The following is a 16,515-nucleotide window of genomic DNA, read 5'->3' on the forward strand; positions in this document are numbered from 1 at the left end:
GATGCTGAAATTTTCGCCGCAACAGCAGATCAACACAAAACCCTGTAGGCGCGAGCTGGCTCGCACCTACAGGCACCGTCATTGTTTCAGCGACCCCAGTAATCCCTGAAGAAAGCGTTCCCCAGCCTCCATCTGACTGACCTCGATAAACTCATCGGGCTTGTGCGCCTGCTCGATCGAACCCGGCCCGCACACCACCACGGGCACATCCAGACGCTGTTTGAACAAACCGCCTTCCGTGCCGAAAGACACCTTGGACACACCGGTACCCGGCGCGGCGAAGTTTTTCAGAAAACGCACGGCTTCTACACTCGGATGCGTGTCGAGCCCAGGATAGACGTTCAGCGTTTCGATCTCGATGGCGGCGACGCTCGACAGTAAACGCGCCTCGCGCACGATCAGCTCGGCACGCTCCTGCATCTGCGCGAGAAACTGGTCCAGATCATCGGCCGGCAAGTTGCGCACCTCGAAGTCCAGAGTGCACAGATTGGGCACGATGTTCAGGGCGCGCCCGCCACCGATCTGACCAACATGCACCGTGGTGTAAGGCACGTCGTAATCGGTATCCTGTGCGCCCTGCTCCTGCAATTGGCGCTGACTGTCGCGCAGTGCGGCGATAAAGTCGCAAGCCACGTGAATCGCATTGACCGAGCGAGGCGCCAGTGAGGAATGCGCTTCCAGGCCACGACAGTAGGTGCGATAGGAGCCCTTGCCCTTGTGCCCGAGTACGAACTGCATGTTGGTCGGCTCGCCAATCAGGCACAGAAACGGGCGCACCGGGGCCAGATGCAAAACGTCGAGCAAGCGCCGCACACCGACGCAGCCGGTTTCTTCGTCGTGGGACAATGCCAGTTGCAAAGGCCGGTTCAGCGAATGGTCGGCAGCGTCGAGCATCGCGTCGATGGCCAAGGCAATGAACCCTTTCATGTCGCAGCTGCCGCGCCCGTAAATTCGCCCGTCCTGGAGCGTCGCCTGAAACGGCTCAAGCGTCCACGCCTGCCCTGCCGCCGGCACGACGTCGGTGTGCCCGGACAGAAGAATACCCGGCAAGGCTTGCGGGCCGGTGCTGGCGAACAGGTTGGCTTTCCTGCCGGTTTGGTCTTTGACGATCAGCGACTCGATGCCCTTGCTCAGCAGCAATTCGCGGACGTAATCAATCAGGGCCATGTTCGACTCCGAAGAGACTGTGTCGAACGCCAACAGACGCTTGAGAATTTCCAGTACGCGCGGCTTCATGAGGCTTTGCTCCGTTGCTCGGTCAGGGTGGCGAACCGGCGGATGGAGAACGGTTCAATCGAAGTGCTGGTGCTGCCGGTGCTGATAAGTTCGGCCATGACGTCACCCACGCCAGGGCCGAGCTGGAAGCCGTGACCGCAGAACCCGAAGGCATAGAACAAACCGTCAACCGTGCCGCTCGGTCCCATGATCGGCAAGGAGTCCGGCAGGTAACCTTCAATGCCACTCCAGACGCGGATGATGTTCAGATTGCCGACACCTGGCAGCAGGCGCCGCATCTGTTCCATCTGATTGAGCAGACTGCGCGGCTCGAAATAGGCGCGGCGATTGAGCATGTCCGGCTTGCTGCGGTAGCCGCCACCGATGACGATGTTGCCGCGCGGAATCTGCCGAAAATAGATCACTTCCTCGGCGATTTTGGTGTAAACGCCAATCACCGTCGGCAACGCGTACGGCACCGGCTCGGTCACGGCCATTTGCGGGCCGTGGGTGTCCAGCGGCACCGGCTCGCCGAACTGTTGCGACAGCTTCTGCCCCCACGCACCGGCAGTAATCAACAACTGTGCCGCGCTGAACTGGCGGCCATCGGTGGTGCTGACGCGAAAATCGCCAGCCACCTTTTGCACTTCGGCCACTTCAGTCTGTTCTTCGATCCGCGCCCCCAGACGCCGTGCTGCCCGGGCAAATGCCGGTGCCGCCAGGCGTGGATTGGCGTGGCCATCGTGCGGGGCGTAAGAGCCACCCTTGACGTCCGGGCCAAGGAAGGGAAAGCGCTCATGCAACGCTTTGCCACGGTAGATTTGCAGATCCAGTTGCGCTGCTTCCGGCGCGTCGGCATACGCCTCCAGTTCGGCAATTTCGTCGTCGCGATAACACACGCGCATGTGCCCGCTGGCGATGAACTCCAGGTCGTCATCGATCAGTTCCGGCAAGCGCTTCCACAATGCCCATGAACGGTTGGCCAGTTCCAGTTGCCCCAGATAGCGGCCCTGACGACGGACGTTGCCGAAGTTGACACCGCTGGCGTACTGGCCGATCTGGTCACGCTCAAGCAGGATCACCGAGTGCCCGCGACGACGCAGGAAAAACGCTGCCGCCGAGCCCATCAAGCCACCGCCGACAATCACCACATCAGCTTTTTCAACAGTCATGGCGACACCTCCTCGGTGAACATCGAAAGCGGTTTGACCGGCGCCTGGCCGCGTTGTCGACCGACCTGCTGCACGCTCACACCCGCCGCTGCCGCGATCACCTCGGCCCCGGCCTGGGAACAATAACGGCCCTGACAGCGGCCCATGCCGACCCGGCTGAACGCTTTGGCACGGTTGACCTCACAGGCGCCCTTCTCGCTGACAGTGCGGCGCAGCTCACCGGCGCTGATCATTTCGCACCGACAGACAATGGCAGCGTCCGGCAACGCTGCGGCTTGCTGCGCAGGCCAGGGAAAGGCTTGCGCCAAGCCAAGACGAAACTGATCCATCACCACCAGCGCCTGCCGTTGCTGGTCACGCAGACCGGCGTTTACCGGTTGGTTCAAATCTTCCAGCAAGGCCATGGCCACCAGTCGCCCGGCGTGCTCAGCCGCATCGGCACCGCGAATTTTCGCGCCGTCGCCGGCAGCGTAGACACCGCTGACCGACGTGCGCCCCGCTTCGTCGACCTCCAGCCACCACTGGCCGGACGCTTGGTCAAACGCCATCCGGCATCCCGCCAGATCCGCCAGCTGAGTTTCCGGACGCAAGTGATAACCCAACGCCACGGCGTCGCAATCCAGACTCAGCGTTTCACCTTTACCGGTGCGTATCCGCACGCCGCTGACGCCGCTGGCTGCATCACCCAGTACCTGCAACGGCTCGACGCCGAGATGCACCGGTATCTTTGCCCGGTACAACTGGGTCAACAATTTCATCCCGGTCAACAGCACGCCGGGGCGCGCGAGCAATTTCGGCAGTGCGCCGATGCGCTTGTGCAGCGGCGAGGTGTCCAGAACCGCGGCCACCGTCGCCCCGGCTTTCACATACTGACTGGCAACCAGATACAGCAACGGCCCGCTGCCCATGAACACAACGCTGCGACCAATCGACACCGCTTGAGACTTGAGCGCAATCTGCGCACCGCCAAGGCTGTAAGTGCCCGCGAGTTGCCAGCCTTCGATCGGCATCAGCCGGTCAGTGGCCCCCGTGCAGAGCAGCAACGCGTCGTAATCCAGCGTCGAGTGCCGGCCCTGACTGACGCAGCACAATTGTCCCGGCGTGAGGTTCCACACCAGGGTGTCCGGGCGATAGTCGATCTGCTCGCGCAGGCGATCAAAGCTCTCATGCAGGTCTTGCGCCTTATGCGCTTCGCTACCGTACAGCGTGGCGTAGTCGCGGGTGAAACCCTCGGGCTGGCGCCGATAGATTTGTCCGCCGTCGCGGCGATTTTCATCGATCAGCGTCGGTTTGAAACCGGCCGCCACCAGCGTTTCGGCACAACGAATGCCCGCAGGCCCGGCGCCGACAATGACTATGCGTGCAATGGCCATTTTGCCTCCGGTTGCGTGGTGACAATGTCCAGGCCTTCACGCACTTCATTGGAACAGGCGCGCAAACGCTCGCCGCTGCGCGTCCAGACCCAGCAATCCTGGCAGGCGCCCATCAGGCAAAACCCGGCGCGCCGACCTGAATCAAACTCCGATTGACGCAAGGCATTGCCCTGAGTCAGTACGGCAACCATCAACGTGTCACCTTGCAACGCTTGCACCTGCGCACCATCCACCGTCAGGTTGACGCTAGGTCGCCCCTGTTCGGCCAGCCTTACAAAACGCCCGCTCATGCGTAGGCTCCCTGACTCAGATTGATGACATCCCGCTGGGTTTTCAGCAGTTCGACGCTGTCGTGGTGACAGAGAATTTCACTGCCGCCGTCAATGCTGCGACGCGGCGGCGCGCTGCGATTGCACAGACCATCGACCCGAACCGGACAGCGGTTCAAAAACGTACACAGTTCCGGTTCGTCGGATCTGGCCCCCACCGGCGGCAGTTCCCCACACGTCGTGCCGCAGTTCTCCAGCCAGCCCTGACGCAGTTCCGGGACAGAATGAATCAACAAGTCGGTGTAGGGGTGAAACGGCGGCTGGGCAAACGCCTGACGCGTTCCGGCCTGAACTTTATGGCCGCTGTACATCACCACAATGTCGTCGCACAGCGCGCGCACAGTGGAAATGTCGTGACTGATAAACAGGTACGAAACGCCCAGTTCCTGACGCAGATCGCGCAACAGTTCGAGAATCGCCGCACCCACCACCGTGTCCAGTGCCGAGGTCACTTCATCACACAGGATCAAGTCCGGTTTTGCCGCCAGCGCACGCGCCAGGTTGACCCGTTGTTTTTGCCCGCCGGACAGTTCATTCGGCCGACGTTCGGCCAGGGTTCGGGGCAAACGCACCAGATCGAGCAGTTCGCCGATTCGTTCGTGCAACGCCGCGCCCTTGAGGCCGAAATACATTTTCAGGGGTCGACCGAGGATAGTGCTGACACTGTGCATCGGGTTAAGCGCGGTATCGGCGTTTTGAAAGACCATCTGTATCCGTCGGAACTGCTCATCGGTGCGCTCGGACAGGCAGCCGCCAAGTGGCTGACCATCGAAGGTCAACCCGCCCAGCGCCGGACACAGCAACCCCGCCACCACGCGCGCCAGCGTCGACTTGCCGGAACCGGACTCACCGATCACGCCGATGGCCTGCCCGCGACGCACGGTCAGATCGATGTCTTCCAGTACGCGGATCGCCGGCATGCCGTGCGTGTTCTTGTTGCCGTAGCCTGCGGTCAGGCCTTTGATGGTCAGCAGCGGTTGCTCTTCAGCAATGCCGCAGGGTGGCCGGATCGAGGTGTCCGGGCGCGCGGCGGCCAACAGGCTGCGGGTGTATTCATGGGACGGCCCCTTCAACAACGGCGCGGTAGCGCTCTGTTCGAATATCTGGCCGCCATTGAGGACCACAATCTGGTCAGCCATTTGCGCCACCACCGCCAGATCGTGGGACACGTAGACAGCGGTCGCACCCCGTTCGCGAACCACTCGCTTGAAGGCCCGCAACACGTCGATCTGGGTGGTCACATCGAGGGCGGTGGTCGGTTCATCGAGGACCACCAGCAACGGATCGCTGATCAGCGCCATCGCCGCCATCACCCGTTGCAATTGCCCGCCCGACACCTGATGCGGATAACGTTGGCCAATGCGCTCAGGGTTCGGTAATGCGAGGTCGCGAAACAACGCGATGGCTTTGGCCTCGAGCACCGCACGGGTGCCCAAACCGTGAATCAATGCGCCCTCCACCACTTGATCGAGCAGTCTTTTTGCCGGATTGAACGCCGCCGCCGCGCTTTGCGCGATGTACGACACACGGTTGCCGCGCAGTTTTTGCAGTTCTTTTTCGCTGAGGGCCAGCATGTCGTGCTCACCGACCTGCACCACCCCGCCGGACAACCGGCAGCCACGCCGGGCGTACCCGAGCAAGGCCAGGGCGATGGTGGTTTTGCCAGACCCGGACTCACCGATCAGCGCCAATACTTCGCCCTTTTCCAAGGCGAAACTCACGCCTTTGACGATTTCGCTTTCACCGCGCTCGCCGCACGCGACCACCCGCAGGTCTTCGACTCGAATCAATTGGCTCATTTCAATGACCTCCCGAACGGCGACTGCGGCGAGACGACAGCCTGTCGATAAACAGATTCACGCCAATGGTCAGGGTGCCGATTGCCAGTGCCGGAATGACGATGGCCGGCGCGCCCTGATTGAGTCCACCGATGTTTTCGCGCACCAGCGAGCCAAGGTCGGCGTCGGGTGGTTGTACGCCCAGGCCCAGGAAGCTCATGCCACTGAGCAGCAACACAATAAAGCCGAAGCGCAGGCCCAGATCGGTCAGCACCGGGTTGAGCATGTTCGGCAGGATTTCCACACAGGCAATGTACAGACGCCGTTCGCCACGGGTACGCGCCACTTGCACGTACTCCAAAGCCTCGATGTTCACTGCCATGCTGCGGGCAATGCGAAAGGCCCCGGGAGCGAAGCTCAGCACGGCGGTGCATACCAGCAACATCACCGACGAACCAAACGCCGAGACCATGATCAGTGCGAGCATCTTGCTCGGGATCGAGATGAACGCGTCCATCAGGCGACTGATCACTTCGTCCAGCCATTTTGGCGACACCACCGACAGCAGCGCACAACTGGTGCCCAAGCCACTGGCCAATATCGCAGCAATCAACGCCAGGCCCACCGTGAAGCGGGCGCCGACGAGCACGCGGCTGAGCATGTCACGGCCCAGATAATCCGTGCCGAACGGGTACAGGACACTGATGCTGTCAAAGACATTGTCCGACACCACTTCGCCCACCGGATGGGGTGCCAGCCACGGGCCGAACATTGCCACCAGCAACCACAGAAGGCACATCGCAGCACCGATCAGACCCAGCCAGGCCGGGCCATGGGACACCTTGCCCACCGACAGGTCGGGCGCTGAAGGCGTCGATTTCACAATGAGATTGTTCATTGGTTTCGCAGCCTCGGGTTGGACAGAATGGCGCACAGGTCGGCGAGCAGCACCAGCCCCAGGTACGCTGTACAGAACAACATGGTGCAGGCCTGAACCAGTGCCATGTCACGGTTGGTCACGGCATCGACCATCAGGCTGGCGATACCGGGATAGTTGAAGATGGTCTCGACGATGACCACCCCGCCCAGCAGGTAGGAAAGGCTCAGGGCGATGGCGTTGGCAATCGGCCCGATCGCGTTGGGCAAGGCGTGCCGCAGTACGATTCGGATCGGGCTGACCCCTTTGAGCCGGGCCATTTCCACGTAAGGACTGTCGAGTTGATCGATCACCGCGGCGCGGGTCATGCGGGCCATTTGCGCGACGATCACGCAACACAGGGTCATCACCGGCAACGCATAAGTGCGCATGAATTGCCACGGTGAAGTGATGTCGCTGGCATAAGACAGCGCCGATAACCAACCCAGGTTTACCGCGAAGATCAGCACCGCCAGGGTCGCCACCAGAAACTCCGGAACGGCGACCATGGCCAGGGTGAGAAAGCTCAGCAGGCTGTCGAGTCGCCCGCCCCTTCCCATCGCCGAACCGATGCCCAGAATCAGCGCTACCGGTACCGAAACCAGTGCGGTAGCGCCGGCCAGCATCAAGGTGTTGGGGACGCGCCCGGCCATCAACTCACCCACCGGCATGGCGTTGGAAACCGACAGGCCCATGTCGCCGCTGAGCAAGTTCATCAGCCAGTGCAAGTAGCGCAACACGCCGGGCTGATCGAGTCCCAGTTTCAGGCGCAACGCCGCGACCTGCTCCGGCGTGGCGAACTGCCCGAGCGATTGTTGCGCGGCGTCGCCCGGCAATACCGCCGTGATCGCGAACACGACCATGGACACAATCAACAACGTCACGATCGCGGCGCCCATGCGCCGGCCGATCAACCACAAGGTGTTGCTGTTCATCGCCTGTCCTCCTGCACTGTTACTGCCGCTCAAACCGACGGCTTATCAAGCGTCCAGCCAGACCTGCTCGGCGAACATGTAACCCATGAAGCCGCCCAGCGGATTGCTGCTGTAGCCTTTGATGCGCTGGTCAACGCCATCGATGTTGCTGATGAACACCGGCACGCCGATACCGCTGTGGTCGTGCACCAGCGTTTGCATATCGGCGTACATCTTGCTGCGCTTGGCGTCGTCGGTTTCGGCGCGGGCGAGCATCAGCAATTGGTCGAACTGATCGTTCTGCCAACCGGACTCGTTCCACGGCGCTTTCGACTGGAAGAACTGCGAGAACATCACGTCGGCGTTCGGCCGCGGGTTGATGTTGCCGAAGCTCAGCGGGTGCTTCATCCAGTGGTTGGACCAATAGCCGTCGCTCGGCAGACGGTTGACGTCGAGTTTGAGCCCGGCCTGTTTCGCCGATTGCTGCAACAGCACCGCGATGTCCACTGAACCGGTGGCGGCCGGCGATGCGACCAGCGGCATGCTGATGTTTTCCATCCCGGCTTTCTTCAGCAGGAACCGGGCTTTTTCCGGGTCATAGACGGTTTGTGGCAGGTCGGCGTTGTAATAGCGCGAACCCGGCGCAATCGGATGGTCGTTGCCGACCACGGCAAAGCCACGGAACACCGCCGATTTGACCTGCTCGCGGTCGAGCAGATACTTCATCGCCTGGGTGAATTCGGCGCTTTTGCCGGGCATCTGATCCTGACGAATGATCAAATCAGTGTAGTTGCCCGACGGCGCATCAACGACCCGATGCTTGGCACTGGCCTTGATCCTGGTGGTAGAACGCGGATTGACCTCGTTGATCATGTGGACGTCGCCGGAAAGCAGCGCGTTGACGCGCGACGGTTCGTCACCAATGGCGATGAACTCGATTTCGTCGAGGTACGGCAGGCCTGGTTTCCAGTAACCGGTGTTGCGCGCAGCCACCGAACGCACGCCCGGTTTGAATTCCTTGACCTTGAACGGCCCGGTGCCGATGCCCTGATTGAAGTCGGTGGTGCCTTCGGGAACGATCAGCAAGTGCGACACCGCGAGAATCGACGGCAGCTCTGCGTTGGGTGCGCTAAGACGAATCTGTACTTCGTTGGTGCCGGTAGCCTTGATCTCGACGAACTGCTCCATCAGCGGCATGACTTTCGAGCCGGTGAGCGGGTCCTTGTGTCGCGACAACGAAAACACCACGTCGGCGGCGGTCAGGGTCTTGCCGTTGTGGAAGCTCACGTCTTTGCGCAGGGTGATGGTCCACACGGTGGCGTCGGTGTTGTCGATACGCTCGGCCAGTTCCAGCTGCGGCACCAGATGCGAGTCGAATCGGGTCAGGCCGTTGTAGAACATGTAGTGGCGCACATAGTCGGTGGACAACGCGCCTTTGGCCGGGTCGAGGGTGTCCGCCGTGGAACTGGACATCCCGGCGACACGAATGCGCCCGCCCGGTTTGCCTTTGCCCGGTGTTGCCGCTTCATCGGCGAACAGCTTGCCGGCGGCGCCAAACAGGCTGCCGGCGCCCGCTGCGGCGACCCCTGCGACACCAAGCATTTGCAGGGCATGACGGCGTGACATGCCACGATTGAGGCCCTCGAAAACCCGCAGGCTTTCTTCGCCGGAGATCAGGGGTGAGTCGTTCTTGTTGTCAGTCATATCAGTGCTACCTGTCGAAGATGAGAAGGCTCGAGTGTTCCGGGTGACCGGAACGTCCTGAAACGCAAACGACGGTGACGCCACAACAGCAACTCAATGCAGATAATCCTGAAAGCGGTAATACGCGCCCACGAACGGCAAGAACCACGGCTTGCCGAAATGCCCGGGGATGGCTGGCCATTCAAGTTCGCGCCACGGATTGGCCTCGACGTTACCCGCCATCACCTCGGCCATGACCTGGCCCATGTGTACCGACATCTGTACACCGTGGCCGCTGTAACCCATGGAGTGAAAAACCCCGCCATGCTGACCGGCCCGAGGCAGCCGATCGGAGGTCATGTCGACCAGTCCGCCCCAGCAGTAGTCGATCTTCACCTCGGCCAATTGCGGGAACATCTGCACCATGGCGGCTTGCAGAACCTTGCCGCTCTTGGCGTCGTTGACGCTGTCGGACATGGCGAACCGCGCGCGGCCGCCAAACAGCAAACGGTTGTCCGGGGTCAGGCGAAAGTAGTTACCGATCATGCGGCTGGTGACATAGGCCCGACGACACGGCAGCAATTGCTCGATCAACGCGTCTGGCAATACCTCGGTAGCGATGACGAAACTGCCGACCGGAACGATGCGCCGCCGATACCAGCTCAAGCCGCCGTGTTGACAGGCGCCAGTGGCGAGCAGTACCTGCCCGGCGTGCAGCGAACCCTTGCTGGTATTGACCTGATAGCCGCCCGCCTTGGCCTTCCAGTCCAGCACCGAAGTGCCTTGATGGATCAGCGCACCGTGCCACGCCGCCGCTTCGGCCAGACCGACGCCGAAGCGGCCGACGTGCATTTGCACGCCGTTGCGTTGCAGCAGAGCGCCGTGAAACTGTGCCGAATTCACTTCAGCGCGGGTCTGCTCGGCGGACAACAACTCGACATCGGCATCGACCTCACGACGAATCAGCTCACAAGTGCGCGCCAGCCCTTCGTAGTGCATTGGTTTGGCGGCCAGTTTCAGCTTGCCGTTGCGGATCAGGTCGCAGGCGATCTGCTCCTGCTCCACCAGCGAAACAACACTTTGCACTGCTCGCTCATACGCCTGGTAATAGGCGCGCGCCTTGTCCGCACCGAGGCTGGCACTAAGGCCGGCGTAATCCTGGGCCACCCCGGTGTTGCATTGCCCACCGTTACGCCCCGAGGCTTCGCCGATCACTCGCCCGGCTTCGAGCACCACCACACTGGCACCCTTGAGCGCCAACGCGCGGGCCGCCGCCAACCCGGTGAAACCACCCCCCACGACGGCCACATCAACCTGCGCGGGCAATGCGCCGAGTTGCCCACCGGTGAAGGCCGGCGCGGTGTCGAGCCAGTAGGATTCACTGCCCATGTCTGATTCGCCTATGCCAGAAAAAATGCCGATGCCGATGCGACTCAGAGACCGACCAGCGCCGGCAGCCCGCCGATGTCAGTGATCTGCTGATAGCCGTAAAACGCATTGCCCGGGACTTCGTGACCTCGGGCGACGAAGGCCTTGTTCTTGATCTTCATGTCGTGTGCCGGCATCAAGTCGTAACGGAAGCTGGAGGACACATGCAAGATGTCTTCCGGGCCGCAGCCAAGGTTGTCGAGCATGAACTCGAACGCCGCCAGACGTGGCTTGTAGGCTTGTGCCTGTTCAGCGGTGAAGACCTTGTGAAACGGCGCGCCGAGTTTGTCGACGTTGGACATGATCTGGCTGTCGCTGGCGTTGGAAAAAATCACCAGCGGGATCTTGTCGGCAATTTTCGACAGACCGGCCGGCACATCCGCGTGTGGGCCCCAGGTTGGCACGGCGTCGTAGTACAGCTGACCTTCGTCGCGGTACTCGACGCCCCAACGCTTGCAGGTACGCGCCAGTGCTGTCTTGAGAATCTCGTCGTAAGGCATCCAGTCGCCCATGACCTGATCCAGGCGATAAGCCGAGAAATCCTTGACGAACTGGTCCATCTGCTCCGCTGGCACGCGATCGGCGAAGAGTTCGCGCGTCATGGTGCCCATGTGGAAATTGGTCAGCGTACCGTAGCAGTCGAACGTAATGAATTTGGGACGAAGAAAGCTCATTGGGTGCGATCCTGAAGTTCGTTGAGGTCATGGCGCGGCCAGCATTCGCTTGATTGGCAAGCGGTGATGCAACGCTGCAGCACACCGTCATTACAACACTGTGAATTCAGCAGATGGCGTTAAAAGCGACCTCTGCTCGATACAAACCACCGTTTTCGCCACCTGCCTCAGCAGACTTTGCGGCTCGCTCCAGCCTTGGGCAAACCCTGTATTTGTGCGCCCTTATGGACCTCTTTTGGCTGTTTGCGCGCTGATTTTCCGGCATTCACCGCAGAAACTGCGCCGAGCAAAACGAAAACGGGCGCGTCCCTAAGGAAGCGCCCGTTTGGCGGTTGATTCAAGCGTTACTGATGCCACTGGCCTGACCGATCTCTGCGAGCGCGAACCTGCTCGCAAAGCGCTGTGTCAGGCAATATCAATGTCGCCTGAGACGCCCTCTTCGCGAGCAAACTCGCTCACTCCGTTTGATCGGCATTACTGAACAATATCGATCAGCACACTCTTGAAGCGCAGATTGGCCTCGAACGCCTCGCGCCCCAGGTCCTTGCCGATACCGGAACGTTTATAGCCACCGGTGGGCAGGATGTAGTCGTTACTGCGCCCGTAACGGTTGACCCACACCGTCCCCGCCTCGAGTTTGCGCACCAGGCGCAAGGCGCGATTGATATCAGCAGTGTGTACGCCCGCAGCCAGACCGTAAGTGGCGTGCGCAGCCAGACTGAGTGCCTGCTCCTCGTCATCGAACGCCTGCACCGTCAGCACTGGCCCGAAGATTTCTTCGCAGACCGCCGGATTCTGATTGTCGACCCCGGTCAGCAACGTCGGTTGATAGTAAGCACCGCCCATCTCTTCAAACAGTCCGCCGCCGGTCAACACCTCGGCGCCGGCCTGGCGCGAACGCTGGACGATGCCATCGATACGACTGGCCTGCAGGCGCGAAATGATCGGTGACAGCGTGCTTTGCGACGACCAGGTAGGACCGGGACGCAGGGTCTCGAAGTAAGCCTGCAAGTGCGCCAGGAAGGGTTCCATGATCGAGCGTTCAATCAACAGCCGTGAGCCGGAGACGCACACCTGACCAGCGTTACCGGTAATTGCCAAGGCCACCGTGCGCGCGGTTTTGGCAATGTCGGGGATATCGGCGAAGACCAATTGTGGACTTTTGCCACCGAGCTCCAGTGTGACCGGTTTGGGCCCGACCAGCGCGCACGTCGACATGATGCTCGAACCGGTTGCCGTGGAGCCGGTGAAGGTCACTTTACCCACGCGCGGATGCCGGCACAGTGCGTCGCCCGTCACACGGCCATCCCCCTGCACGACGTTGAAGATGCCGGCCGGCAGCCCCGCGAGCAACGCCAGCTCAGCAAAGCGCAGACTGGAGAACGGCGTCAGCTCTGAAGGCTTGAGCACCACGGCATTGCCCGCAGCCAAGGCTGGCGCGACCTTCCAGGACGCCATGCTCAGCGGAAAATTCCACGGTGCAATGGCGGCGATCACCCCGTAGGGTTCAGCAATCTGCATGCCCAGGCGATCGGTCTGGGTGGCGGCGACCTGGCCGCCATGCTTGTCCGCCAGCTCGGCAAAAAAACGAATGCCTTCGGCCACATAGGGAATATCCCAGGCGATCACATCTTTGTGCGGGCGGGTTGAGCCGACGGCTTCCAGAGGCGCAAGAATCTCCACGTCCGCCTCAATCAGATCGGCCCAGCGCCGCATCACCCGCGCCCGCTCGCGCGGTGGACGGCTGGCCCAGTCACTGCGATTGAAGGCCTGCCAGGCATTATTGACGGCTTCGTCCACCAGGTCGGCATCCGCCACCGGCAGTTCGGCATAGACCTGGCCGTCGGAGGGGCGAACCACTTCCAGCCCTGAATGCGCATCGCGGTATTGACCGTCAATGAAGTGGGCGCTGCGAACAGCGATAAGGCGGGGATCGAAGCTATTCATGGAGCACTCCAGAAGAGGGGCCGGCGAGTCATTACTCAGGCCTCCATCGTAGAAAAAAAGCCCAAGCATTTGCTGCCGACCTTGCCGTGCAAATAAGTAGTAAGTGTGGTCTTGCGGGCATCGTCTCGCCGAATCTGCCGAATGCGCGATCGCCCCTTGTCAGCGCTTCACACAGATGGGATACAGGCACCATCGCGCCGTCAAACCGGGCGCTCGCGCACATTGTTCAACGGAGTCTCGCCATGTCCGCCTCACACCCGTCCGCTTATGTTTATCGCCCGATGACCACCGCCGATCTCCCCGCCGCCCACGCCTTGTCCGTGCAGCTGAAATGGCCGCATCGACTGGACGACTGGGCGATGCTGCAACGGGTCAGTGCCGGTTTCGTCGTGCTTGATGGCGAACGGTTGATCGGTACGGCATTCGCCTGCCCGCAAGGTGATTTCGCCACCATCGGGCTGGTCATCGTCAGCGACGACTATCAAGGCAAAGGCATCGGACGCCAGTTGATGGAGCAAGCCCTCGATGCCTGCCAGGCGCGAACGCCCATGTTGAATGCGACCCTTGCCGGTGCGCCGCTGTATGCCAGTCAGGGTTTTGTCGAGTTTGGCAGGATCCAGCAACATCAGGGCCAGGCGCACGCACCGGCGCTGACCGCGCTGGCCGAGGGCGAAGCATGTCGTGCGCTGACGGCTGCGGATCAGCAACAACTGGTGACGCTGGCGAACGCTGCCAGCGGCCTGGATCGGCGCGCTGTGCTGGACGACCTGGCGCCGATGGTGGAACAGTCCGTCGGCATTCAACGCGACGGCCAGTTGCGCGCCTTCGCGCTGATGCGCCCGTTCGGACGCGGCCGCTGCATAGGCCCGGTGGTTGCTGAAAACCTCGCACAAGCAGAGTACTTGATCGGCACATTGTTGAACCAAGTGCCGGACGCCTTTGTGCGCATCGACATTCCGGCCGATTGTGGCCTCGCCGAATGGCTGGAAACAGCCGGACTCAAGCAGATCGACACCGTCGCGCAAATGGCCCGAGGCACCCCTCCTGCGGCCGCCAACGGGATGCGCCAGTTTGCTCTGGTTACCCAAGCCATCGGTTGATTGCGCTGTTGCATTGCCTCAACGTTTTCTAATGGAGTGTTCTTCGTATGTCGCAACCTACTGTTCTGCTGTTGGCTCGCGCCGACGGTGGCCGCATCGCTACGTCTTTCGAACAGATGGCGTTGAGCGCCAGAGATCCTTTTGCCGCCGGCCGACACGTCGCTTGGCACGGTACTGACGGCATCAGTGCAGGCATCGTTGAGGTTGGCGAGTCGATGCAAATCGAGGATTTTCCGCACACAGAAACCATTGTCGTGCATGCCGGGCACGTGCGGCTGAAAGCCGGCGAACAGACATTGGCATTGGCTGTCGGCAGCAGCGCAGTGATCGGCCGTGGCACCTCGCTGCGAATAGAGGCTCAGGTCGGAACGCAATGGGCTTTCTGTGCAATGACCACTGACACCCCGACACCCGGCCTAACCGGCCTCGATCCGTTGGCGATGCTATCGCCGTCGGCGGCACCGCAAGAGCAGATTCTGATTGGCGCGACACCACAATGCCGTTCCCGCAATGCCTTCGAAGATCCGGTAACTGATCTGCGTGTCGGTGTGTGGGATTCGACGCCCTACGAACGCCACGGTCGAGCACACACACTCAATGAGTTGATGCACCTGATCGAGGGCAGTGTCGCATTACTCGCGCCGGACGGATCGAGCGTTACAGTCGATACCGGCGACAGCGTGTTCGTACCACGCGGCGCGTACTGCGCATGGAAGAGTACGCGCTATGTGCGCAAGGTTTACGCGGTTCGATAGGCACCTGTTTTTTCAGAGCCATGAGGATGACACATGACTGTGGCGAGGGAGCAAACGCCCTCGCCACAGTTTTTTTTCGCCAGCTCTATCGCTTGGTTGCGTCGGCTTGGAATTCAGAGGTTCACCTACCCGCTTGATCAACCCGCGCCGTGCTGTCGCGCTTCGTCAACGCGAACGGCAACACCACATGCCGTTGCGGCAACGGCTGTTTCTCGATCAGCGCAATCAGCATTTCCACAGCTTTCTCGCCGAACATCTCGGCGGGTTGGGCAATGGTCGTCAGCGGTGGATCGCAGTACGCGGCCATTGGAATATCGTCAAATCCCGCGAGGGAAATATCCTCCGGCACGCGCAGGCCCTGCTCCTTGATTCGCTTGAGCGCGCCGATGGCCATTTCGTCATTTTCACAAAACAGCGCGCTCGGTCGGTTGTTGAGCGCGAGCAGCTTCCCTGCACCCGAGTAGCCCGCGTCCAGAGTGAAATCGCCGTGACAGATGAGCGTGTTGTCCAACTCGAGACCGGCATCGCGCAGGGCCGCCTCATACCCCGCCAGACGATCACGCGTGAGCGGGCTGCCTTTGGGTCCTTTGATCAGTCCGATGCGCTGATGCCCCAGCGCGATCAGGTGCTCGGTCATGGCTTTGGCCGCCGCAACGTTATCCAGACTGATCGTTGGATGCCGTCCGTGCCGGATGACTTCGCAGGCATTGACGATCGGGGTCAGTACCGGCTCGGCGGCAGATTCATCGAAGGGGTCATAGGCACGCAACTGAATGACGCCATCGGCTTGATGGGCGTAGACCAGATGAGCGAATTGGCGCTCAAGCGATTCCTGGCCCTGGGTGTCGCACAACAGCAACCGGTAACCGGCGGCCTGCGCGGCTTTCTGTGCGCCGCTGATCACCTTGGCGAAAAAAGTGTTGGCAATGGTCGGCACCAGAATCACCAGGTTTCCCGTTCTGCGCGAGCGAAACTGCACCGCCATCAAATTCGGTCGATACCCGGCTTGCTGGACGGCGGCCATGACCCGCTCGCGGGTATCGGGCAGCACACGCTCGGGGGACTTCAATGTTCTCGACACCGTTGCCACCGAGACACCCGCCAGCCGTGCCACTTCGCGAATATTGGACAAGACTGCCTCGCTCTTTCACTCAAATCGGCCGTCGAGCTTACCGCACGGCGTCACACGCCGAAACGTTGGCATTCGTCAGACACGGTTTGACACCCGCTG

14 protein-coding genes are annotated in these 16,515 nt (G+C 61.3%); 2 read left to right on the plus strand and 12 right to left on the minus strand.

The annotated features are described in order from the left end of the window. Window positions 1-78: 78 nt before the first annotated feature. From argE to ACZZ0G_RS29420, 11 genes are all read right to left on the minus strand, one after another. Window positions 79-1,236 carry an acetylornithine deacetylase gene (argE, locus tag ACZZ0G_RS29370; RefSeq protein ID WP_463558653.1) on the minus strand — a complete coding sequence of 386 codons (1,158 nt, stop codon included), beginning with the start codon at window positions 1,234-1,236 and terminating at the stop codon, window positions 79-81. Then, window positions 1,233-2,387 carry an NAD(P)/FAD-dependent oxidoreductase gene (locus ACZZ0G_RS29375; protein WP_463558654.1) on the minus strand — a complete coding sequence of 385 codons (1,155 nt, stop codon included), beginning with the start codon at window positions 2,385-2,387 and terminating at the stop codon, window positions 1,233-1,235. Before ACZZ0G_RS29375 ends, argE begins: the two co-directional genes overlap by 4 nt. Next, window positions 2,384-3,760: an FAD/NAD(P)-dependent oxidoreductase gene (locus ACZZ0G_RS29380; RefSeq protein ID WP_463558655.1), complete on the minus strand. Its 1,377-nt coding sequence runs from the start codon at window positions 3,758-3,760 to the stop codon at window positions 2,384-2,386. The genes ACZZ0G_RS29375 and ACZZ0G_RS29380 overlap by 4 nt, the downstream gene beginning before the upstream one ends. Beyond that, on the minus strand, window positions 3,742-4,050 hold the full coding sequence (locus tag ACZZ0G_RS29385; RefSeq protein WP_463558656.1) for a (2Fe-2S)-binding protein: 309 nt from the start codon (window positions 4,048-4,050) through the stop codon (window positions 3,742-3,744). Before ACZZ0G_RS29385 ends, ACZZ0G_RS29380 begins: the two co-directional genes overlap by 19 nt. Next, on the minus strand, window positions 4,047-5,888 hold the full coding sequence (locus ACZZ0G_RS29390; protein ID WP_463558657.1) for an ABC transporter ATP-binding protein: 1,842 nt from the start codon (window positions 5,886-5,888) through the stop codon (window positions 4,047-4,049). The genes ACZZ0G_RS29385 and ACZZ0G_RS29390 overlap by 4 nt, the downstream gene beginning before the upstream one ends. 1 nt (window position 5,889) lies before the next feature. After that, a complete protein-coding gene (locus tag ACZZ0G_RS29395) occupies window positions 5,890-6,765 on the minus strand; it encodes an ABC transporter permease (protein ID WP_463395888.1) in 876 nt (291 codons plus the stop codon). Then, window positions 6,762-7,718 carry an ABC transporter permease gene (locus ACZZ0G_RS29400; protein WP_463395887.1) on the minus strand — a complete coding sequence of 319 codons (957 nt, stop codon included), beginning with the start codon at window positions 7,716-7,718 and terminating at the stop codon, window positions 6,762-6,764. Before ACZZ0G_RS29400 ends, ACZZ0G_RS29395 begins: the two co-directional genes overlap by 4 nt. A gap of 45 nt (window positions 7,719-7,763) precedes the next feature. After that, a complete protein-coding gene (locus ACZZ0G_RS29405) occupies window positions 7,764-9,401 on the minus strand; it encodes an ABC transporter substrate-binding protein (protein ID WP_463558658.1) in 1,638 nt (545 codons plus the stop codon). Between the two features lie 93 nt (window positions 9,402-9,494). Then, window positions 9,495-10,769, minus strand: a complete 1,275-nt coding sequence (locus tag ACZZ0G_RS29410) for an NAD(P)/FAD-dependent oxidoreductase (protein WP_463558659.1) — start codon at window positions 10,767-10,769, stop codon at window positions 9,495-9,497. 44 nt (window positions 10,770-10,813) lie between these two features. Then, a complete protein-coding gene (locus ACZZ0G_RS29415) occupies window positions 10,814-11,482 on the minus strand; it encodes a haloacid dehalogenase type II (protein WP_016987768.1) in 669 nt (222 codons plus the stop codon). 474 nt (window positions 11,483-11,956) lie between these two features. Continuing rightward, the gene (locus ACZZ0G_RS29420) at window positions 11,957-13,429 is read right to left on the minus strand and encodes an aldehyde dehydrogenase family protein (protein WP_463558660.1); all 1,473 of its coding nucleotides are present in this window, start codon (window positions 13,427-13,429) and stop codon (window positions 11,957-11,959) included. Window positions 13,430-13,671: 242 nt separating this feature from the next. On the opposite strand from ACZZ0G_RS29420, the gene ACZZ0G_RS29425 reads away from it, so the two are divergent. Both ACZZ0G_RS29425 and ACZZ0G_RS29430 read left to right on the plus strand, forming a co-directional pair. Then, entirely contained in the window at window positions 13,672-14,529 is an 858-nt protein-coding gene (locus tag ACZZ0G_RS29425) for a GNAT family N-acetyltransferase (protein ID WP_463558661.1), read from the plus strand. 47 nt (window positions 14,530-14,576) lie between these two features. After that, window positions 14,577-15,284 (plus strand): cupin domain-containing protein, encoded by a 708-nt coding sequence (locus ACZZ0G_RS29430; RefSeq protein WP_463558662.1) that lies wholly within the window; start codon window positions 14,577-14,579, stop codon window positions 15,282-15,284. 121 nt (window positions 15,285-15,405) lie between these two features. Here the strand turns inward: ACZZ0G_RS29430 and ACZZ0G_RS29435 are convergent, their stop codons facing one another. Beyond that, window positions 15,406-16,416 carry a LacI family DNA-binding transcriptional regulator gene (locus ACZZ0G_RS29435; RefSeq protein ID WP_463558663.1) on the minus strand — a complete coding sequence of 337 codons (1,011 nt, stop codon included), beginning with the start codon at window positions 16,414-16,416 and terminating at the stop codon, window positions 15,406-15,408. Between the last annotated feature and the right edge of the window lie 99 nt (window positions 16,417-16,515).

The sequence above is a fragment of the Pseudomonas sp. AC169 genome, from assembly GCF_979258515.1.

Excerpts from the sequence above, each read along its gene's own strand:
- argE (WP_463558653.1), bottom strand. The coding sequence starts at position 1,236 with ATGAAGCCGCGCGTACTGGAAATTCTCAAGCGTCTGTTGGCGTTCGAC.
- ACZZ0G_RS29410 (WP_463558659.1), bottom strand. The coding sequence starts at position 10,769 with ATGGGCAGTGAATCCTACTGGCTCGACACCGCGCCGGCCTTCACCGGT.
- ACZZ0G_RS29400 (WP_463395887.1), bottom strand. The coding sequence starts at position 7,718 with ATGAACAGCAACACCTTGTGGTTGATCGGCCGGCGCATGGGCGCCGCG.
- ACZZ0G_RS29415 (WP_016987768.1), bottom strand. The coding sequence starts at position 11,482 with ATGAGCTTTCTTCGTCCCAAATTCATTACGTTCGACTGCTACGGTACG.
- ACZZ0G_RS29380 (WP_463558655.1), bottom strand. The coding sequence starts at position 3,760 with ATGGCCATTGCACGCATAGTCATTGTCGGCGCCGGGCCTGCGGGCATT.
- ACZZ0G_RS29385 (WP_463558656.1), bottom strand. The coding sequence starts at position 4,050 with ATGAGCGGGCGTTTTGTAAGGCTGGCCGAACAGGGGCGACCTAGCGTC.
- ACZZ0G_RS29420 (WP_463558660.1), bottom strand. The coding sequence starts at position 13,429 with ATGAATAGCTTCGATCCCCGCCTTATCGCTGTTCGCAGCGCCCACTTC.
- ACZZ0G_RS29430 (WP_463558662.1), top strand. The coding sequence starts at position 14,577 with ATGTCGCAACCTACTGTTCTGCTGTTGGCTCGCGCCGACGGTGGCCGC.
- ACZZ0G_RS29395 (WP_463395888.1), bottom strand. The coding sequence starts at position 6,765 with ATGAACAATCTCATTGTGAAATCGACGCCTTCAGCGCCCGACCTGTCG.
- ACZZ0G_RS29375 (WP_463558654.1), bottom strand. The coding sequence starts at position 2,387 with ATGACTGTTGAAAAAGCTGATGTGGTGATTGTCGGCGGTGGCTTGATG.
- ACZZ0G_RS29425 (WP_463558661.1), top strand. The coding sequence starts at position 13,672 with ATGTCCGCCTCACACCCGTCCGCTTATGTTTATCGCCCGATGACCACC.
- ACZZ0G_RS29390 (WP_463558657.1), bottom strand. The coding sequence starts at position 5,888 with ATGAGCCAATTGATTCGAGTCGAAGACCTGCGGGTGGTCGCGTGCGGC.
- ACZZ0G_RS29405 (WP_463558658.1), bottom strand. The coding sequence starts at position 9,401 with ATGACTGACAACAAGAACGACTCACCCCTGATCTCCGGCGAAGAAAGC.